The sequence below is a fragment of the Bacillus sp. S14(2024) genome (assembly GCF_050473785.1).
Lineage (GTDB): Bacteria > Bacillota > Bacilli > Bacillales > Bacillaceae_G > Bacillus_A > Bacillus_A yunxiaonensis.
Map to the genome: position 1 here is coordinate 3866907 of NZ_JBFLUP010000006.1, position 21831 is coordinate 3888737.

Annotated in this window: 15 protein-coding genes and 1 pseudogene; 5 read left to right on the forward strand and 11 right to left on the reverse strand. The window is 35.7% G+C overall.

The annotated features are described in order from the left end of the window. Window positions 1-1192: 1192 nt before the first annotated feature. Window positions 1193-2476 (reverse strand): DNA (cytosine-5-)-methyltransferase, encoded by a 1284-nt coding sequence (gene dcm, locus AB1279_RS19615; RefSeq protein WP_429760527.1) that lies wholly within the window; start codon window positions 2474-2476, stop codon window positions 1193-1195. A 355-nt stretch (window positions 2477-2831) separates the two neighbouring features. Here dcm and AB1279_RS19620 point away from each other — a divergent pair, with 355 nt between their 5' ends. Beyond that, complete coding sequence (locus tag AB1279_RS19620; protein ID WP_429761498.1) at window positions 2832-4223, forward strand: Sau3AI family type II restriction endonuclease; 1392 nt, start codon at window positions 2832-2834, stop codon at window positions 4221-4223. 191 nt (window positions 4224-4414) lie between these two features. On the opposite strand, the gene AB1279_RS19625 is transcribed toward AB1279_RS19620, so the two are convergent. After that, on the reverse strand, window positions 4415-6262 hold the full coding sequence (locus AB1279_RS19625) for a PD-(D/E)XK nuclease family protein (RefSeq protein WP_429760528.1): 1848 nt from the start codon (window positions 6260-6262) through the stop codon (window positions 4415-4417). Window positions 6263-6644: 382 nt separating this feature from the next. Between AB1279_RS19625 and AB1279_RS19630 the strand changes: the two genes are divergently transcribed. Next, window positions 6645-7082, forward strand: a complete 438-nt coding sequence (locus AB1279_RS19630) for an ester cyclase (protein ID WP_429760529.1) — start codon at window positions 6645-6647, stop codon at window positions 7080-7082. A 1087-nt stretch (window positions 7083-8169) separates the two neighbouring features. On the opposite strand, the gene AB1279_RS19635 is transcribed toward AB1279_RS19630, so the two are convergent. Further along, on the reverse strand, window positions 8170-9477 hold the full coding sequence (locus AB1279_RS19635) for a purine/pyrimidine permease (RefSeq protein WP_429760530.1): 1308 nt from the start codon (window positions 9475-9477) through the stop codon (window positions 8170-8172). 98 nt (window positions 9478-9575) lie between these two features. On the opposite strand from AB1279_RS19635, the gene AB1279_RS19640 reads away from it, so the two are divergent. Then, window positions 9576-10466, forward strand: a complete 891-nt coding sequence (locus AB1279_RS19640) for a LysR family transcriptional regulator (RefSeq protein WP_429760531.1) — start codon at window positions 9576-9578, stop codon at window positions 10464-10466. A 203-nt stretch (window positions 10467-10669) separates the two neighbouring features. Here the strand turns inward: AB1279_RS19640 and AB1279_RS19645 are convergent, their stop codons facing one another. The 5 genes from AB1279_RS19645 to AB1279_RS19665 all read right to left on the reverse strand — a co-directional run bounded on the left by AB1279_RS19645 (window position 10670) and on the right by AB1279_RS19665 (window position 16050). After that, window positions 10670-11206 (reverse strand): GNAT family N-acetyltransferase, encoded by a 537-nt coding sequence (locus tag AB1279_RS19645; RefSeq protein ID WP_429760532.1) that lies wholly within the window; start codon window positions 11204-11206, stop codon window positions 10670-10672. A 132-nt stretch (window positions 11207-11338) separates the two neighbouring features. Then, window positions 11339-12316, reverse strand: coding sequence for an ornithine cyclodeaminase family protein (locus AB1279_RS19650; protein ID WP_429760533.1), 978 nt, complete (start codon window positions 12314-12316; stop codon window positions 11339-11341). Window positions 12317-12398: 82 nt separating this feature from the next. Further along, entirely contained in the window at window positions 12399-13403 is a 1005-nt protein-coding gene (locus AB1279_RS19655; RefSeq protein WP_429760535.1) for a proline racemase family protein, read from the reverse strand. Between the two features lie 233 nt (window positions 13404-13636). After that, on the reverse strand, window positions 13637-13912 hold the full coding sequence (locus tag AB1279_RS19660; RefSeq protein WP_429760537.1) for a winged-helix domain-containing protein: 276 nt from the start codon (window positions 13910-13912) through the stop codon (window positions 13637-13639). A gap of 557 nt (window positions 13913-14469) precedes the next feature. Next, window positions 14470-16050 carry an N-acetylmuramoyl-L-alanine amidase gene (locus tag AB1279_RS19665; protein WP_429760539.1) on the reverse strand — a complete coding sequence of 527 codons (1581 nt, stop codon included), beginning with the start codon at window positions 16048-16050 and terminating at the stop codon, window positions 14470-14472. 427 nt (window positions 16051-16477) lie between these two features. Here AB1279_RS19665 and AB1279_RS19670 point away from each other — a divergent pair, with 427 nt between their 5' ends. Beyond that, a complete protein-coding gene (locus AB1279_RS19670) occupies window positions 16478-16735 on the forward strand; it encodes a hypothetical protein (RefSeq protein WP_429760541.1) in 258 nt (85 codons plus the stop codon). On the opposite strand, the pseudogene AB1279_RS19675 reads toward AB1279_RS19670, so the two are convergent. After that, window positions 16721-18168: pseudogene (locus AB1279_RS19675) on the reverse strand (RNA-guided endonuclease InsQ/TnpB family protein). The gene AB1279_RS19670 and the pseudogene AB1279_RS19675 overlap by 15 nt on opposite strands. A 773-nt stretch (window positions 18169-18941) precedes the next feature. Further along, a complete protein-coding gene (locus AB1279_RS19680) occupies window positions 18942-19871 on the reverse strand; it encodes a 2-oxo acid dehydrogenase subunit E2 (protein ID WP_429760543.1) in 930 nt (309 codons plus the stop codon). A 648-nt stretch (window positions 19872-20519) separates the two neighbouring features. On the opposite strand from AB1279_RS19680, the gene AB1279_RS19685 reads away from it, so the two are divergent. Further along, the gene (locus tag AB1279_RS19685; RefSeq protein ID WP_429760545.1) at window positions 20520-20804 is read left to right on the forward strand and encodes a hypothetical protein; all 285 of its coding nucleotides are present in this window, start codon (window positions 20520-20522) and stop codon (window positions 20802-20804) included. Between the two features lie 57 nt (window positions 20805-20861). On the opposite strand, the gene AB1279_RS19690 is transcribed toward AB1279_RS19685, so the two are convergent. Further along, entirely contained in the window at window positions 20862-21830 is a 969-nt protein-coding gene (locus AB1279_RS19690; RefSeq protein WP_429760547.1) for a sugar phosphate isomerase/epimerase family protein, read from the reverse strand. Between the last annotated feature and the right edge of the window lies 1 nt (window position 21831).

Here is a 21831-nt window from a genome sequence, read left to right on the forward strand (position 1 = left end):
CTATCATTTTCAATTAAAATATCTACGATTATCTCCCTCTTACTCTCCTCTTCACCAATAGCCTCTACAATAACAAATGATATTTCTTCATTAATTAGTCTAAATAATTGCTTTACTATCCATCTCCCTTCATACCTATTTCCAAATTTATCTGCTCAATCCCCTGTTTCAAAAGGTATAGTATCTCCTTCCTCTCGTTTTATTACGAATACTATACTATGTATTATATCAATATTCAGTTGTAAATAATTCCAAAATACAGTACTTTAATTATAAATCTAATACTACTACTCTATTTTTTTATAATATAAACAAGTTGTTATTGAACTTATACACGTCACAATATCTAACTAAAATGAATAATATTATGAATCCAAAATAGAAAAAGAGGCTTCTCAATTTATGAGAAACCTTAAAAATAATTTGTAGTAGCAATAAACCACAATACATCAAATGTTTTCTTCATATAAGTGATACATCTTAACATAATTCTACCGTTTTTTTATTTATGTAGCGAAAATGTTAGCATGTAGTAAAAATATATCTTATATAAATAAAATTGAATAAATTCGCTCAGTAGTATCCTACCCAGTTAGGCTGATATTTTTTTGTCGCTTTCTCTACAGCATTTATCCAATCTCCTATTTCTTGAAGCTGTGCCTCCAACTCTTTAATTGTCATTTTCGTCGAATCTGCTCTTTTCCACAATGTTTCTAAAGCATATTTTACTTCTTCATATGGGTATTGAATTGAATCATGTGCTAATATGCTATAAAAACCTTCTTTTTTGTTACCATTCCGTATAAACCAAAAATTGCATAATCAAGTCCCCTCAAAAAACAATAATTAGTTCTTGAAGGTAAGGGCATAATGTATTTAATGTGTTCAAAGAATTTGCTGTTTTGGAAACGATGAGGTGTTGTATAAAACAAGCCAACTAAGAGTCAAATAAAACCAAAGACAGTGTTGAATATAGAGGCATAGAATTCTCTCACCATTTATTTTAGACTTTATACCATAATATTAAAATACTAAAAACCATATCTGTTCTTCATAACTTCCTCCACTTCCACATCCAATTTTAAGAAATACAAATAAGCTGACTCTGTATTGATACAGAATCAGCCTGTTTTTAAAAATTTTCTATCTTGTAGGAGGTACAACTCTCTTTATAAGAACCCATTATAAATTCTTAAAGTAAACTTAGTTGTACCCAACCACCCATTTCTTCCTCTTCTTTATTGATTTCTAAAATCCGTTTACCCATTCGTTCCACTAACCCAACAACAAGTGCATTACCCATACAGAAATATCTGTTTCTCTGTGGCATACCTGTGTTTGTCCAATCCATAGGAAACCCGTTCAGTAATTCGCATTCTACAGGAGTTAAATATCTTAGTCTTCTTGTATATGGATCTTCAATAACATGTGAACTTCTATTACATGTTCCTTCACTTGTTAACATTGTACGGCCTGGTTTTTCTAAATCATCCGGGAAGGCCATACCTCCCTCAGCATAGAAATATTTGTGTCCAGTTGCTTTTGATACTCTTTCTTCTTTTTTCGGACCTTTCAAATACTGAAGCTCTTCAAACTCTGTTCGACCTTTTTTATTCACCTTATCCATTTTTAAATAATAAGATTCATCAGCTGGTCCAAAGTTTTCATATGCTTTTTGAACAACTTCACCTAATGTTGCAGAGTCTTCAGTTACTGGAAGAACTTCTTCAGTATATACTTGTCCATTTCTCATTACACCAGCGTTATAATATTCTGCTTTAAACGTATCAGACACTTCTACAATGTCACTTGGCAAAGTATATTCTCCTCTTTTTTTGTTCTCCAGAGGCGCTTCATGTACATTAAATATCGGTGCAAAGAATCCATTTTTATATAAGATTTCTAATGACTCATTCCCATTTTGAACAGAAGCAAAATGCGATTCGTTTAAATAAGCGAAAATAAATACCCTTCTTCTTCTTTGCGAGAAGCCATAATCCGCAGCATTAATTACTCGCCACTCCACCGTATAACCCGCATCTCGGAAGCTCGCTAACATAATAGAAAAGTCACGGCCTCTTTGTTTCGCAGGTGACTTCAATAATCGATCCACATTCTCTAATAAAACAAACCTAGGCTTACGGTTATTAACAATGTTCATAATTTCCCAAAAAAGAACACCTTTTTTTCCTTGTATTCCTTGTTCATTCGATAAAGTACGTGCAACAGAATAATCTTGACAAGGAAACCCCCCTACTAATAAATCGTGTTCAGGTATATCTTGCCAAACTTTAGCTATATCCTCATTTACATGTATTCCTTTATTTTCAAAGCGAGTTGCATAACAATTATATGCATGTTGTGCTTTAGTAGACGGTTCCCACTGATTTCCCCAAAGAACCTCAAAGTCTTCATTTGCTTCAAGACCTAATCTAAAACCTCCCACTCCCGCAAAAAGTTCTACTACTTTCATCATAAATACACGAACATCCTTTCGGTATCTTATTTACCTATGCTTCATTATAATAAAAATGTATAGGGAAGATTAGCTGTAATGTTATCCAAACAAGGAAAGACAATCTTCTCTTAATATTGTATACATAAGAACACTAGTGCTTGTTTAGGAACATTATAAACGAAACAGCACTTCTTGTATAGATCGAAAATAAAAATTATTATATACATATATTCCCTTTTTATATTATTGATATGACAATTATAAAAAATGAAAAACAGCTTTTTATTATAGCATAATTTTATACATATTGTTTCGAATAAACCATTCAGCAATTAATTTTAATAAATCAATACGCATGAGAAAGGAATTCACAATGGAATTCACTACAGTAGAAGAACTAATGCACAAAGCTAAAGAAGCGGAAGGAAAAACATTCGGGGAAATCGACCTTACTAACAGATTGGCAAATGTAAAATCAAAAGGTGGTCTCGGCCAAGTAGTAGAAGAAAGTTTTTTCGGATATGAAATAAACTCAAAAGCAGAAGCTGATTTCAAACACCTTGGTGTTGAACTAAAAGTAACTCCATTTAAACAAAATAAAAATGGTTCCTTATCAGCTAAAGAACGTTTAGTTTTAAATATTATCAACTATATGGAAGAAGTTGATACACATTTTGAAACATCAAGCTTTTGGAAGAAAAACGAAAAACTATTGCTTATGTTTTATGAATGGCTAGCAGATGTGGATCGTAAAGATTTTCATATTACGAAAAGTGTGCTTTTCACATACCCAGAAGCTGATTTAGAAATAATTAAACAAGATTGGGAAACAATCGTCACTAAAATTCGCTCTGGAAAAGCACATGAATTATCAGAAGGGGATACAAACTATTTAGGAGCTTGTACAAAAGGATCCAATAAGAATTCTCTTCGCCCCCAACCTTATTCCGAGACACCAGCAATGCAACGCGCATTTTCATTAAAACCGTCTTATATGACAGCACTAGTACGCAGATATATTCAAAATGAAGAACTAGTAAGTTTTACAAATGCAAACGAGTTAAAAAGCAAATCTCTAGAAGAAATTCTTTACTCTAAATTTGAATCATATATAGGATTGACTGATAAAGAAATTGCACAAAAATTATTGGTAGATTATAAACCTAGTTCTAAAAGCTTTGTTCCATCATTAGTAAGTTCTTTACTAGGGATTAAAGGAACACGCCTTGATAATATTGAAGAGTTCGCAAAAGCAAATATACAATTTAAAACAATACGCTTAGAGCCAAGTGGTAAACCTGAACAAAGCATGTCATTTGAAAATATTGATTTTAATCAGTGGACAAATGAATCATGGGAAGAAAGTCATTTACGTGAAAGATTTTATGAAACAAAATTTTTATTTGTTGTTTTTGAATTTAGACAAACAAAAAAAGAAAACCCAAAACGTGAACTTTATTTAAAAGGAATCAAGCTTTGGAATATGCCTGCTCATACAATAGAAACTGAAATGAAACAGCTGTGGGAAGAAGTCAACAAAGTGATAAAAGAAGGCATTCAAATTCAGTATAAGAAACGTGGCGATAAAAAAATCGAAACAAATAATTTGCCCAAGAGCAATTTTAACGGCGTCGCACACATACGCCCAAAAGGTAAAGACGGTTCAGATAAAATAATACTACCTGATGGACAAAAAATTACAAAACAATGCTATTGGTTAAATAATACTTATATAGCTAGTATTATTAATGACAATAACAAATAACCCTTCCTTAAAATAAAACAATACTCCTTTTTATTCAGTATGCAGCTAAATAGGAAGGAGTATTATTTGTCTTTTTATATCATTTTATTAATCTAATGCCCATAAAGATAGCTTTTCAAAACCATAGCATGCAACTATATATGAACACTACTCTATTTTTCTACTTTAGCGTCCATTCCAAAGTAAGATATTCATTCACCTGCTATATCCATCAACAAACTTATAACCCCACGGCATGCTTCTTCATCAAACAACGCATTCATACTATTTAATACTTCCTTCGTATCCGACCAATCATTAATGTTACTCGTACTCGTATAAATCCTTGTATAAGAGGCATCTGGATTTTTAGCTCGTGCACTAATTTTCATGCCTTTGTTTTCAAGTTTTGTAAGTAACGCGATTCTTTTATAAGATTCCAGTGGACCTACTTCTATGATAAATTTCAATCTACCGTCTTTTAAGCGTTCAAACCACATAATTAGGCAATTATTTAACCACCAATTCCATTGTGGTACTCCGAATTTTTCTTCAAGTAATCGGAACTCTGGCATAATGAACGATGGTAGTCTATGATGTATGTTGTAACATTCTTCTTGCAGATTATGTTGTGTAATAAACATTTGAAATGCAGCAGCTAAAGTACCCTTATCTGCTTGATTACTTTGTATGTAATCAGAATGAAAAGTTTCGTTTTCCTCAGTATCTTCCTCATATACAATACTTGTTATTGCCTCAGCTATTGATGAAATGACTTCATTAAAACCATTGCTATTATACATTTTGTTCATTTTACGAAGAATTTCTTCTTTATCTGTCCAACTGTAAATTTCTTCATTTGCAGCATAAATTCTAATATACATAGATCCTGGTTCTTTCGATCTTCCTTTAATAGATATCCCGTTCTCTTCTAATTTGTTCAATAGCTGTAATCTTTTTTCATACTCTAATGGACCTACTTCAATAATTAATTTCATTCGGTCGTCTGCTTTTCTCTCAAACCATATAATAAGAGCGTTATTTAACCACCAGTCTCCTTTTGGTGTTCCTAGAACATCATCAAGCTGTCTCCATTCAAGGAAAATAAAAGAAGGGACACGAATATGTTCACGATAACAAGTGTCTGGAATCTTATTTTGATGAACAAATTGCAAGAATGCTTCTCTCATTACACTATTTCCTATTTCATATACAAAATTAATTGTTTCTGCATGAGCCGCGTATATTTTCCGGAAAGACTCACGCTCCTCTGGATTCAACTGATCAATGATATTTAATGTTGCACTATGCGCAGATTTTCCTAATGTCTTTCCTGCATTACCCACAAATAGAAAATCCACTGCATCTTTATGCTTTTTGTACACATTCATTGCCAGTTCAACATCTTCTTCATCTCGAACAAGTTCACCTTCTAATACATCCAAGTAGTAATAAAGAAAGTCTTGAATCGAATTAGAAATGTAGGTACTGTTAATCTCCAAATATGCTTTTAATATATTTAATATATCTTCGTAATCTAAAATAAAATAATCTGAATGACTTGGAGCGATACCATCCAAACTTAAAAATATTGGAACAATCGTATAGCCTTCGTATGTATCATGAACAAATGTTAAATAGTTCTGTAATTGCCCATCTGATTCTGACGACTTATATTTATTTTCAATCAAGATTACAATCTTCTGAGACTCTGATACAGCTAAAATATCAATGCGTTTATTATCCGTTGTTTGCACTTCACGAAGAACTTCCAAATCATGCAGAGCTTGTTTATGTAACTTAATGAAGTCATATTTACCAATTAAATTTTCATTCTCTGCTTTTACAAATACTTTAGAGAGTAACTTATTTATAAAAAAAGCCCCCAAATTATGATTGCCATTTGGATCAAGCAGCCAAGAAATTATATTCGAGTGACGAATTTCAAATTTATCTACCCTTAATATTTTAAAAGGATTAAAACGATTCAACTTACTATGCAGCTTCTCAAACTCAAATGAATGATCTAAAAGTGATAAAACTTCAAAATTATAGTCCATGTTTGGCACCACCGTTATGTATTAAATAAGAGAATGTATCTATCCTCATTGTATCTCAATTCCGACAAAAAACATTAATAAAGTACACCAAATTCCTCACTAGCACACGAATGCCAAGTACGTTCTTCAAAACGATGTTCAGGAGGCGCTGTTCTCAATATAACTAGCAAATGAATACCCATCACATAAAAACCCCGAATCATGAATTTTTTCACAGTGTCCATAATTCGGGATTCAATTCAGAAAATGCAGGATCGTTTTTTCTTATTACACTAACAAAGGCAGTATAGTGCAAATTATTTACTTGTACTAAAGGATAGTATTCCTGAATAAACCTATGAGGGGAAATTAACTTATTAATTTTAAAAGGGTGGTTTAAAAGATGGATATTTCAGAGCTTGTGAGCAATAAAAAGATAGTAGAGAATTTCTTCAAGGTTATTAATCTTCGCCAACCTGAGAAATTAATAGAGTTTATGTCTAAAGACGTAATTGACTATAATAAAATTATCTATGGCGAGGACGATAAGCCTGGTGCAGCCTTTGATGGTATAAGGCAGCAGTTGGCGGCCTTTAATCCCTTACACTTCCATATTGAGGAACTTATTGCTGAAAACTCCCGCGTAGTTGCACGAATCACCCAAAGTGGTGTCCATACTGGGAGCCATCCTCGAATGCCAATACCGACTAATGGTAAGTTTGAGAACGAGGCAATTTGCATATTTACTGTAACCAATCAGAAGATTAGTGAGATTCGGGCAGTCAGCGATCGTTTAGGATTATTCCTACAACTTGGTTGGGATTGGCCTAAAACCGACTAAACTCAAAGTATTGTTAAGCTAAAGGGTACTTGAATTGAACATGAAACACCGTCCAGTTAACCTAGACGGTGTTTTTAATAGTTGTTTTATATCCCTTTATTGTTGTAATGCCTTATTGAAAAAAAAATTTCCTGTACGTTAAGGACTCAAATCCGATTTGTCCAGAAAATCCTATATTTCTGGACATGATCTAAAACACAAGTTTATCCACGTGTTTTAGCTAGAAATATGTTTATAAACTGTATATATAAATCATGGACCTAGCGCGATGAACCGTATCACAAATAACAGCAAGTTTTTAGAGAGAACGTGCAGAAGCCACTGCAAGCTGTAGACTACTTTAGCGAAAAACGTATTTTACAGTTTGCTTCAAGTTCATTTGGGTGAAATGATAATGGAAACCCAGCGTTATATAATCAAGTTATCATGAACATTTAAGGGGGCTTGTTAGGAGTGAAAATAAGCGAGCTACATAGTATCAAAAATTTAGATCCATTAGGGTCTATTTGTCATACATATTTTTATCATGTATGGGTTAACCTAGTGAAAAAATAATCAATAGCCCTCTACAGTTGACCTTAATGAGTTCTTAAATTGATGGGTGGCCTAACCCCAAAATTCAACGCTCTAGAAGCCATTTTAAAAAAAGTTTGATCAAAATGGCTTCTTATCCAGCAGATTTATGTTTCGGTTTTATAAAAAGTTTAATCATTTTCTACCTGTATTGCTCCACAATCGCCCCCTTTAATGGAATAACTGAGTTGCTTCTATAAGCGGGTTTAGCTATCAATGCCGATTCTATCTTACATCATTCATTTTTCATTGTTAATCTCACATTTCCAGCTCGACGTGACTGCTTATTTAAATTCGGGCTCTCCTGCTTTCACCTATTAGGTCTTAAAATTGTCAAAAATAAGGACCTATAGAAAACACAAAAAGCGCTATGTGTACGAATTGTCATCGTATTGATAAACAGGTGATAAACGGCGATACATAGCGCTTTTTCTATAGAGACGTGCCACGGAATGTGGACGATCCTCCGACCTATATTTTAGAAATCTAAAGGTTAGTTGGATCTGGCCTTTCTTTATGCGGTTCCTTGGAATTTAGTGACTTCCTGATGTTTTACTTTTTTTCTAGTTATTATGTTTTCGGCTACGACGGCAATAATGACACCAAATACTAGGCCATTACTAAGGATTGATACAAGCATCGGTGATATGGTGGCAAATGCTTTAGCAGGAATAAACATAACACCGATTCCCGCAAAAAGAGAGATGCCGACAATTTGAAATAGGTTCTTTTTATTTTCGACCGTTTCAAATTCCTGTAACGCTAAACCAATGGTGCTAGCAAAAATCGGGAAAATTGCAGCGTACCCAACTGCTTTAGGAATTGCTGCAACAAATGCAGTAAACGGTGGAAATAAGCTAATGGTAATTATGAAAAGTGAACCAAAGATAAATGGTTTCTTGCTTGTTATTTTGGTTGTTGCAATAAATCCGGCTGAACCGGAAACAGGAACAGGACCTATTGCCGAAAATAACCCACTTAATAATTGGTTAATCCCTGAAATAACTCCGGTTTGTTTCAACCGGTTTTTATCAACCTCTATTTTATGACGTTCTAATACTTGCTGAACCACACGTACTGTAGCTAACATATTCGCAAGTAGCAATAATGTAATAAAAATGACCATAATAATCATATTAGGTTCAATCCGAGGGTAACCAAATGCAAATATTTTAGGAAAATGAATGAATTCCCTTACCTTGATGGCAGGGCTAGCAAGTCCAAATAAGGAAAATAGCGCCCAACCAAAAACAATACTAAATAGAACAGAGTAATGTCCGATTTTAGGGATTTTCGAAAAGCAATAAGAAAGGATTACAATTAAAAACGAAAGTAAAAGAACCTTTAAATGAACGGTATCGTTTTGCCCATCTAGTCCGAACATTCCCTGTAAAAATGAACTGCTTAATTGGATCACTATGAGAATTAAGTATATGCCAACAACAGTTGGAGTAAATAAACGTGCGAGTTTTTCAATCAACCCGAAAACACTTAAAAGAATAAAGATAACGCCGCTTAATAAAAAGGCATATTGTAGAACTCGTAATGTTTCGATATGCGATCCGAATAATACCGTACCTAATCCTGCATAAAGGGAAAAGACACCCCACCAAAGCCCCGCAGGTGCTTCTTGAATTGGAAGACGGTGCCCAAAGAATGACTGTAATATTCCTGCTAACCCAAGAACAAATAATGTTCTTTGAACAAACTCAACAGTTGCAATTGAATCAAGCCCATAGTTGGAAGCAATAGCGACCGGAACTACTACGCTGCTCATTAATATAAATAATGCCCATTGCAGGGATGAAAAGATGATTTTCAAATTTATTCCACTCCTTTTTGTTACCCATATACAATCATAAGACAATATTATATAATGAATCAAATTAATATATTTTATATTTACATGAGGTGTTGCTCATGACCATTACCCAATTAGTGGTTTTTGTTAAGGTTGTAGAAACAAAAAGTTTTACAAAGGCTGGAGAAGAATTGAATATGACACAATCAGCGGTAAGTCATGCGATTAAAGGGCTGGAATCAGAACTTGGTGTAATTCTTTTGATTCGTGATCGTCGACGTGGTTTGCTCTTATCTGAAGTTGGAAAGCAGATTCTCATACATTCTCGGGAAGTTCTTAATCGCTTGCGACATATTGAACAGGAGGCAGCTACAGCCTCAGGAATGGATGCTGGCTCCATTAGAATCGGAAGTTTCCCAAGTGCTTCCCTTCATTTACTGCCTAAAATGATAGCCGCTTTTCAGTTACAATATCCAAAGGTAGAAATTATGCTTTTCGATGGGACTTATCAGGAGGTAAAAGAGTGGCTGTTGTCTCGCGTTGTTGATGTTGGCTTTTCTTCCATACCAGATTCTGAATTGGATTTTATTCCACTGATAAAGGATAAAATGGTGGTTGCATTCCCAGAAGGACATCCATTGGTTGAACATGATTATATCACATTAAAAGTTCTGGCAAATGAACCATTAATTATGACAAAGTTAGGATCTGAAGAAATCGTGGGGAATATGTTTAAGGAAGCAAATTTAGAACCAAACATTCGGTTTGAAGTACAGGACGGTGGGACGATTATGAACATGGTAAAAGAAGGTCTTGGTATCACGATTGGACCGGAATTAGCGCTTCCTATCAACATGGCGGGTGTTAAAATTCGTGAAATCAAACCTACTGTATGGCGGACAATTGGGCTGTCTTGTCCTTTTATTAAAGAAGCTCCTCCCTCAGTAAAAGCACTAATAAATGTAGCATCTGACATATGGGATGGAGGGACAGGTACCCTGTCCCATTAAAAAAATACCATGACTTGAAGTTCCTACCTAGGGTACCACCACATCGCCATCAAGCTAGGAAATTCATCGTTCCCCATAACGATAAAAAAGATAGATAAAGTCATAATGCTTTATCTATCCTTACAGAATAAAGACCTTCCGACAAATTTCATCATACAAAAAAGACTGTTCATAGAAAGCGAATTCTATGGACAGCCTCTTTATTATAACTCCGAAAAAGCTTCTGAATAATGAACGATACCTTTGACATTTTCAAGTGCATTGTCGGTTAGCTCCAAGGCCATATATATTTCGGCAGGCACATCAAATGGAGCTTGTATATTCCATAAGTTAGTTGGTTGAAAGCCGAACTTTGGATAATATTCTTTATGTCCCAACACAATTACGGAACGATACCCCAGTTCTTTTGCTTTTTTTAACGCAGCATGAATTAAGTGACTGCCAATTCCTTTTTTCTGCTGCTCAGGTACAACAGCAACTGGAGCGAGTGCCAAAGAATCGACAGCGTGATCACCATCTACAATCTTTATTTTAGACAACAGAATATGGCCAATTATATCCTTATCCTGATTGAATGCGACCAATGAAAGATCCGGAATAAATGCATCTGATTTCCGAATCCGATTTACAAGTATATGTTCTTTTTTATCGCTAAATTCTTCATTAAAAAAGGCTCTTTTCACAATTTCTTCCGTCTTATTGTAGTCTTCAATAAGCTCTTGTTGAATTAAAATATCCATCTATAGTCTCCTCTTCTTTTCTTTATGCTATAAATGATACTTCCCTAGCTCTAAACATAAGTTTACCAAACAAAAACCCCCATTTCGTATACATTCATTGTATGGAGGTGTGTTTTTTATATCAAACTCTGGTTATAGCTCAACCCTCGTCCCTACCTTATTCTCAACAGCTTTCTCATAAAAATACTTCGCCACTACAATATCCACAACGGCCAGTCCGACAGATTTAAATACAGTAATTTCTTGGTCGCTTTCCCTGCCAGTTCGTTCGCCGCTTATAATTTGTCCGAGTTCTGCGTGAATGTCGCTTTCTTTGAAAAGCCCTTCTTGTATTGGAATTTGCAGGTCACCGGTTTCTTCTAGTGCTGCTTCTTTTGATTCGACTACTACTTTATGAGCTGAGGAAATGACATGAGATGGTAGTTCTTGCATTGCCGGTCTGAATGAACCGACTGCATTTACGTGAACGCCAGGTTTTAATGTATCTGAAAATACTGGTGTTAAGGAGTTCGTTGTTGTGACAACAATATCTGCTTCGCGTACTGCATCATTCGCATCTGTGTATATGTAGACAGGTTTATTAAATTTCCCTTTTATATACTCGGCAAATTCGACTGCTTTTTGTTCCGTTCGGTTATAAAGCATAATGTTTTCAATGTCTCGCACAGCGAGCATAGCCTCAGCAAGCCCCTTCGCTTGTTCTCCTGTACCGATGATGCATAAGTTTTTCGCATTTTGACGGGCTAGGTACTTCGTCGCTACACCTGATAATGCTCCTGTTCGAATCATTGTTAAATATGATCCTTCTAAAAGAGCAAGTGGTTCTCCTGTTTCAAAATCAGATAGCATGACAACTCCGTTTATTGTCTTCTTTCCTATTTTAGGATTATTTGGAGCTACCGTTACTACTTTTAACCCAAGCGCACCAAGGTCTTCAGCTACAGAAGGCATCATTAATGCGGTATTTTTCGAATTAGAAAATGGTAAAGAATGGCGAATCGGAGTAATCGTTCTTTCTGCAGAAAACTCTCGTAAGGCAATCGCCGTATATTCAATTACTTCATTTATATCTACTAAACTTCTTTGTTCAGCTGCATTTATGACTAACATATTACCTCGTCCTTTCCTGAATCATTTACCAATATAACAGTTACTTCACCATTTCCTCTTCAATCCCCTTGTTTTCTAGACATTAAACCAATAAAAAACCTTGTTTTAACGGATCTCTTGGGTCCATTACAAACTGGTGGAATCCTGTAATAAACGCCTGACCAGTCACTTTTGGAATAATTGCCTCGTATTCACCTACTTTTGTCGACGACAATACTTCCCCAATAAATTGTCCGTCAGTAATGCATTCATGGACGAAACTTCCGCCTTCTTGTAGCACCCCATTTTCAACAAGCGTGGCCAGTCTAGCTGAAGTACCCGTGCCGCAAGGAGAGCGATCTACTTGCCCATCAGCAAAAATGGTTACATTTCGTAATGTCGCATGTTTTCCATTTGGTTCGTCTGAAAAGATAACGCCGTATATTCCCTTTAAATCTTCTTCGAGAGGATGTTTTACTTCCATTTGACTTTCAATGTAATGTTTTATTTTCCCGCCCCACATTTGAATGGCAGATAAGTCTTTAAAGTTTACTTTCAAACCAAATTCTTTACTGTCTACAACAGCATAGAAAGCTCCGCCAAAAGCAATGTCTACTTGAAATTCATAGCCGTCAATTTTTACAGGAACATCTTTCTTGTAAACAAAAGAAGGAACATTTTCAAATGTCACGGATTCCACTTGATTTCCGCTGTATTTTGCATACGCGATAACCTCTCCTGCCGGGCTATCAATAATGAATTTTTGTTCTTCTCCTGTCACTTCAAACATGCCAGTTTCAATTCCGACCGTAATTACAGCAACAATTCCATGGCCGCACATTGTACTCCATCCTTCATTATGCATAAACAATACCCCGAAATCCGCATGAGGACTTGCAGGAGGCGTAATAATACAACCGTACATACCGTGATGCCCTCTCGGTTCATACATCAAAACTTCGCGAAGATGATCCAAGTGCTCCATGCAATACGCTCGTCTTTCTAATTGTGTTTTTCCTTTTATCACTGGTAATCCGCCTGTAATAATACGTAACGGTTCCCCGGCTACATGTGCATCGATTGTTGTGTACATTTTGCTAATATTCATTTCTTGTCCCTCCGATATTTGTATTCTCATAGGAGATGCTTGTTATTTTAAAAGTTTCCTATTTTTTATTAGCAAATATTGTGCCGGAATTTAGGGACTAAATATTATCAATAACCAATCAACGGTATTTGCACTTTGTCTAAAAATTTTTACCCTTTTCATAACAAATTTTTATACACGTGTATATTTTCTTTGAATAGACGAAAGTAAAAAGAGCCTTAATTGGCTCTTTTTTAATGTAATACTTCTTCATCCAGTATTTTTAATTTGTTCTGTACATCTTTCAACTCTTGCTTTCCATTTGAAGTAATGGAATAAGTTGATTCTTGAGAGGATGTTAAAAATTGTTCGCTAGCTAAATGCTGTAACTGTTGCTGTATTTCATTTTGACTAACTTGGTACCCATGTTTTTCAAGTTCCTGTTTCATTTGGTTAGTTGAAATGCTTTGTTCATTTGCGTGATATAACATATGAATTCGAATGAAGTTATCTTGAAAATCCTTATGCATCATTATCCTCCTACCTTTTATTTTGTTCATTATTACCATTCCTTATTTTGTAGAAGGATATGTAAAACTGTTTACAAATTATCTGAAATGAAGTTCTAAGTTGTTTCATTTTCGGATAACGAATAATGAATAATAGCTATTCTAGTATAAATGAAGGGTTATCATCTAATATAGCTAATACTTTATTAGGTACCCAGCCCTTCTCATCCTGTGTGGTATGAACAAAACTCCATTCATTGAGTTCCAATTCTTTTTCGACTAACATACTAGGAGTAACAGTCAATTCGTGTTCGGAATAGTCTGTTAACGCAGCCGCGATTTGTTCCCCATTCGGTGTACTTAATATTTGTTTTGGTACCCATCCGCGCTTGTTAGAATGGATTGCTTCACAAAAAATCCAGTTTGGAAATCATTTGTATAGGATTTTAAAAGAAGCTTAAAAAGTGAGAGAGTAGGATTTACGGAAGTGTGTATATAGTAAGCTGTATTATTTTATAAGAAGAGGCTGTCCCACTTTCAGGCAGCCTCTTTCTCATTTCCATTCTACAAATCTGTTATTAACGGTAAGAAGAAACGTCATTACCTTTCCACTCATAATAGTCTAAGATACCAGCGTAAATCGCTTCTGCAGCGCGTTGTCTCCATTCTGGAGAGGATAGTTTTTCACCCTCTATCTTGTTGTCAACGAATCCTAGTTCTGTTAATACAGCAGGCATTGTGTTTTCTCGAATAACATATAAGTCGCCATCTTTTACGCCTCTGTCACTTGTTCCAAGTGCATTCACAAGACGATTTTGAATTTTTTCTGCTAGCATACGACTTTCATCTACATGTGGGTTTGTTTGACTCGTTGCTGCTTTGTAATAGTATGTTTCTGTACCTTGAGCAGTTCCGTCAAAACCATTGCCATGAATACTTACAAAGATATCCCCATGATTCGCTTGCGCAAATTCTACTCGTTTTTTTAGAGAATCTTTTGCATCTGTTCCTGGTCTTGTGTCATTATTATGTGTTAGCAATACAGTAAATGGTGTTTTTTGTTCAAATAATTTCTGTACGCGTAAGGATGTGTCTAATACAATTTTACTTTCATCCATGTTTACGCCTTCGTGGCCTGGATCTACACCGCCATGACCTGGATCAATAATAATTGCTTTTCCTTCTAAGAAGTTTGCTTGATTTAATTGATTTTTATCAATCCATTGGAAACCAGCGTCTGTACGGATACGAATCCAACTTCCGTTTTCTTCAATGACTGTTACGGTTTGCGGATCATATTTCCCCATCACTTTAGACGAATGTGATGCTTCTTGATATGTAGTAAAGGCTTTATTGATATACTCTGTTTTCTCTTTTAACGGCGTCCATTTATCTCCTTGATCCGTTACAATTTTAATCCAGCCATCTTGCTCCTCTTTTACGATAACGGTTTGAGGTTCATGTTGATTTGATGTAATACCTGATGATAGCGATGGCTGATGATATGTTATGAACTTTCTATCTATGTACATTTTTTTCGTTTGCTGTTGACCGTCATTTTTCAACATATTCGTTTTGGCAGTAAGCTGTGCTGCTTCTACACGTTTTATAGGGGCATCCGGTTTCCAGCCATTATCTGTACCAGCAGAGATATTTAATTCTACTAAAATACCAGCGAACTTTTCACCCCAATGGCCTTTTAAGTCTGCAAATTTCGTAGGTAACGTTCCGCTAACGTCTTGATCCAATTTATATGTATTCACAAGCATCGCTGCCATAGCGGCACGAGTGACTTGTTCATCCGGATTAAATATACCGTTTCCTTCCCCTGCAATGATCCCTGCTTTTTCAGCAGCTGCGATGTACGGAGTTGCCCAATGATTCTGTGCATCTTTAAAAGATGGTTTCGCATTTCCATTAACTTGTAACCCTAAAGCTTTTGTCATGATTGTTGCCGCTTGAGCACGTGTTAATGTACCATCTGGTGCAAATGTACCATCTGGCATTCCGCTAATCACCTGTTTATCAACTAAATAAGTAACCGATTCTTTTGCCCAATCAGGTACATCTGAAAATGTATTTGTTTGAGCTAACCCAATAACTGGATAGGTTAATAAATTTACTACTAGAATACCTGCCGCTACTACTCGATGCTTCATAAAAAACAATTCTCCTCTCCAAATCTTCTTAAAAAGAAATTTCATATGAATCTCTTAATCTTCAATTTTCAGGAAATCAAAAAAGTACATTCGTTACCACTTATAATAGTTTATAACACCTATATTCTATAGTAAATATATTTAAATATATTTCTATCCTAATTAGAAAAGGCTACATATACAGATATAAATAGAAACAATTTCAAAGGGAACAGAACCTTAAAGTAACAGATTCAATAACCCACAAAGAGTACATTCTTCTTGGGTTATTAGAATAGTTTATTGGGAGAGAGTTTATATAAACATGCCATATTCTTTAGACATTTTGGATGCATTAAATATAGATCTCAAAACAAATTATTGTGGAAATTGTGACAGAGCAGTCCGATACATTCAGTTTTCAGGATATGAAAGGTGGAGATGTAATTTGGCTCAAGAATACAAGCTAATGGAAATACAGGCAGATGTCCTATTTAAATATGATAGTTCAGGCAGAATGACAGAAATAAATGAGCCTGAAGGTCTTGTTGCCCCTTTATTTTTTCTTGGTCGTACTAGAGAAGGAAATGTCATTCGTTTCAATACAATGTTCCCAAATTCAAAGATGGATGAAAACTCCCGCCACTTATCTCCCTCGAATCTTGAAGTGGGGGTTTCTCGTGTATCACCTTCAAGAGATGCTTAACACGAGTGGAGTTGACACAGCTGCCTGATGGCACAACCCCTCTATTCCATCGGCAAACGCCTTTGGAACTGCTTTTTTTAAGATGTTATAGGAACCATTCACATCTGCGTTCAGTAGTTTGTTCTCTTTCGTACGATACAAACCACGCGTGATTCGTTTACCACTAAATACAGGAATGTCTTCTTCACCAAAGGCTGGGATATCATCATTGTCTAAAAAGGATGCTTTACTTGTATATGATTCTTCCACAACTTGTACCGTAATTCCCTGCCGATCCGCCTTGTACTTGATCATTTCAATGAGTAGATTATGCGGGATATGGCAGAACGATTGATTTTGTTGTTTCCCCATCTCACTGTTTTGTTTCCATGATGTATTTTTCCCAATCACAATCAAAGAAATCTCCTGTTGAATCGCCATTTGAACAATGTGGTAACTGATTTTATGAAAGAAATCTTTTATTTTCAGAAACCGTTTCTCATGAAGCCTCTCTAAACGGTTTGATGTGTGTGGGCCTTCTTTTGGTTCTTTTCCATGACGAAGAATACCCAATAAATAAGCCTTTTGCTTGTTGTAGTATTGATTGATGCTTTTGATGACACTGCCCTTTACTAACACAGGAGTGGCCCCTGTATTCGTTGTGATAGTCGCAATGTTATCGATTCCTAAATCAATACTCATATAGCGGTGTCCACATGCTCAGGTGCTGACTCGGGTTGTTCTGCCACAATTTCCACCTTAAATTTCCCGTAAGTAGGAGAAACACGTACCTCTTTGAGATTGCCAATCCGCCCAAACAAGTTACCAACATTTAATTTTATGCTTGTTTTTGGAAAACGAATGTATTTATCTTGGAGTTTACACACTTGATTCGTGAAAACAATTTCTTTCATAGATGATTTGATATATTTTGGAATACGGGGTCTGCCCGTAAAAGTGGAAGGATGTTTCTTGTATGCCTTGATGGATGCAAAGAATGATTTCCAGTTTTGATATAGCTTCTTCATAACTGCTTGATTCGTTTGTGCTGGCAAATTCATATAATCTTGTTGTTTCATTGTTTTAAACAAGCAATCTAAGAAATAATAAGATAGGAACGATTTCTCTTTTGTCGGTAATATAAACAAGTTACATTTCATTTCTTTTTGTTCTTTAACAGGTTTTTCTTTCTGCTTTTGCACACGTTTTTGATATGCACGAAGTTGATTTTCATTCATGGTTTCGATGTACATTTGTAATGTATGGAAGACTTCTTGTTGAAGTGGCTGTAATGGTTTCTCAGTACGTAAGGCCATATACACTTGGCGAATATAGAAGTTTGTCGTGTTGTAGAGATTCTTTGCGTTTTGGCACATTTCTAGGAAGTAGGAGTATAACTTATGACCTTTCTTGATCCAAATTTGATAGGTTGCATATTCTTTTTCTTTTGTCATGATTTTCACCTCCCTATCTTCTTACCTTCATGATACTACAAAACGACAAAAAAGAACATACATTCGCATTAGTTCCAAAAATTTTTTACGAATGCAAGGGCAATTCATCCCCACCTTAAACTGGGCTATGCCCTACACGTTTTGAAGATGGAGTTTTCTTGCCAATTTTTCGATAAAGGAAACGGATACGGAACAAAAAGTGTGATTGCTTGGGCAAACGAAGTCAAAGAAGAAGGGTTACATCCTCTTTACAGTACAGCGTGGGATAATTTCTCTTCACAAGCAATAGCTAAGAAGTTGGGTCTTCATAAATATGGAGTAGACTTTCATATCAGTTAAGTTTTTTGTAATTAGCATCTAATTATCTTATTGGGGTCTTAACGTATGCCCTTCAAGTTAAAGACTTAAAATTACCCTAAAACAAGGATTTTGTGCATGTGACTATTCAAGATGACCACCATATCCAATGAACCATACCCCCAACAAAAAACACTAAACCTAAAGCTAAAACAACAAAAGCGAGGATTGCATTTTTATTATTTTCCATAAAATTATCTCCTTGTAATTTCTTATAATAAAAAAAACTTTAGTTATAATTATGGCTAAAGGTTGCGATCATCATACTTCTCAGTTTAAAAAATCCATAGCCAAAACGTCATCCTTTCTGTACATTTCTACAAAAAGAATAACGTTTTTTTCGTTTTATAGATACAATTTCTCTTTAGCTTGGTAGGCGTGGTACATGAAAGAAGCTTATAAGTTATGGGTTTAAGTCACCAATTATGAATGATATCTGGTTCAGCAAATATGTCATCAATTCTTTTTAAAAAAGGAATAATTGAGCTAAAATCAACTGCTCTATGGTCAAAAACTAAGCACATTGGCAGTATTTTTCTAATACCAATCTCCTTTTGCCCATTCTGATTCAAAAACACCCCTGGTTTTTCCTGGATAGAACTTAGCCCAACCGCAAAAACTTGAGGAGGTATGATTTCAAGTAATCCGAAGAAACCTCTTTGTTCTTTATACAAAGAACCAATATTTGAAACCGTAACAGTTCCAGACATTATATCTTTTTCCGTCAAACGTTCATGCTCTGGTATTTTGTAGTAATTTTCTTTTTCTTTCCCTTCCAGTCCTTTGATACTATGTTTACTAACCTTTGCTGCTAAAACCCTTCTTAAGACGCTAAGATTGAAATTCTTCAATTTATTTACGGTGTCAGTAAATACAGCTTGATAAAACATTTCATCTATGTTGGTTTTTTCAATTCTTTTTGCCAGCTCTGCAATATAGTTAGAAATGTCATTTAACGACTTTTTTTCAATGTTAGGGATAGTTGGAGTAATCATTCTGCCATCGGGTAAACTCCAAGGGATTGACATATTAATCTCCCCTAAAATATGTGTCATACCCTCTGTTTTCGTATGGTCATATTCAATATATGAGTTTAAATCTGGTGCAGCTAATAATCCTTCTGTAATTACCTTCATCATAATTGTGTTCACTGAGATTTTATAGCCAAGGTCGCGTCTCGCTTTTGAGAGCATTTTGAATTCTTCGTAAAAGTCCGTAATATCAGGTTCGTATATGTATGTTACATGCGGCACATTTTGCCACGATTCTGATGTCGTGTGCGAAACTGCCCTTCTTTGCAGGTCAAATCTGAGGGTTTCTTTTATTTCAATATCATTTAAATCCATAATTATTCTCCTTTTTTTGTTCACTTTATGTGGGACCCTACTGGAAACAAAACCCTTTTTTTATTTTCCACTATAAGTAGCTAAATATGCAGCAATCACGTTAGAAATATCCCGAATTGGGTTTCCATTGTTACTTAAATGTTTACACCTCTTATATGAATCCAACTAAACCTCATAAATGAATAAGGTGAAGTACGAGAGAGTAACTCTTCTTAATGTTTGCCAATCTTGTTCAATAGCTTGAGATAAATACACTATGTTCCAGATGCTAATAGAGATTGAATGCACAGACACGCTGTAATTGATCCTGCAGCGCTCGTTCTACCCCTAATAAACAAACAGACGACCATAGAATTGGTCGTCTGTTTTGCTTATAACTCAAGCTATGCTTTTCATAAATGCGCTATTGTTGTGATAACACATACTGAGCGTCTCGCAGCAAATAGGTTGCAGCTTCACTTGAAATGTGTTTCCTGCTTTGCGCCTTCCCTTCATTCACAAAGCTGTTCAAATCGTTGTTTGCCAATTTGGCCTGCAGGCTATTGGCAATTCCAGCACTGTCGATCCATTTCGTATCGGTAAAGCGGATGAAATGGATGCAACTATGGAACGATATACATATCATGTAAAAAAGGAGATGGCTCTCTGTTGTATACATATACCTTATACGATTCAAGGGATTCTTTTGGCATCAGTAAGTCTTATCATATTAAATGCGACATTCCTCCCCACCGATTTAGAGCAATTATGATGGAGTTTCGCCGTAATAAAGAAGTAGGAGAAAACATTGGGGAATTTATCGACTTCATGGAACGAGAATTTGGCGAAGCATTCGAACTGTTTGAGTATGACGATATTGTACAGTACGATGCAGATCAAGAGAACAGCACGATACTGGCAAACTTGCTGGATCAGACAGATACACATGTATGAAAAAGAAGAAGCAGGCCGAATGAACCTGCTTTCTTCTTTGAACTCGGATTGATTGTACTACACCCACCACATTTGCGAAGGTGTTTCTTCTATTAATACACTTTGCAAATTCGTAACCGCACGTTTAAATCCTTCTTCAATCGACATGATTGGATCTTCATGTTCGATGCTTATTACGTAGTCATATCCGTACGTGCGAAGTGCACTCATCATATTTGACCACTCTTTCATGTCATGGCCGCATCCGACTGATCGAAATGTCCAGGCGCGTGTTTGTACTTCTCCATACGGCTGCATATCTGTTAGGCCATACATATTAATATTATCTTGATCTAAGTACGTATCCTTTGCATGAAAATGATGAATCGCATTTTCTTTTGCTAAAATTTTAATGGCTCCGACAGGATCAATCCCTTGCCACCATAAATGACTTGGATCTAAGTTGGCGCCAATTGCTTTGCTTGTTTTTTCACGAAGTTTTAATAACGTATACGGTGTGTGCACTAAAAATCCGCCGTGCAATTCTAAACCAATTTTCACGTTATGTTTTTCTGCATATTCCCCGAGCTCTTTCCAATAAGGGATCAGCTTATGTTCCCACTGCCAAGTTAATACATCCGCATATTCATTTGGCCACGGGGTAACAGGCCAGTTTGGATATTTCGCTCCCTCGTGATCGCCTGCTGTTCCAGAAAAACAGTTTACGACCGGCACGTTTAATAGCGATGCTAATTGAATCGTTTTACGAAGCGTGTCGTCAGACTCTTTCGCAAATCCTTCTTCCGGTGAGATTGGATTGCCGTGGCAGCTAAATGCACTAATGATCAGTCCTCGGTCTGTTACTTTTTTTAGATATGCTTCTCTTTGGTCCTTATCTTCAAGCAGTTCATCTAGTGGGCAGTGATGATTTCCAGGATAGCAGCCTGTTCCAATTTCAACCGCATGAAGACCCGCCGCTTTTACTTTATCTAACATCTCTTCAAATGAATGATCTGCAAATAATACAGTAAATACGCCTAGTTTCATT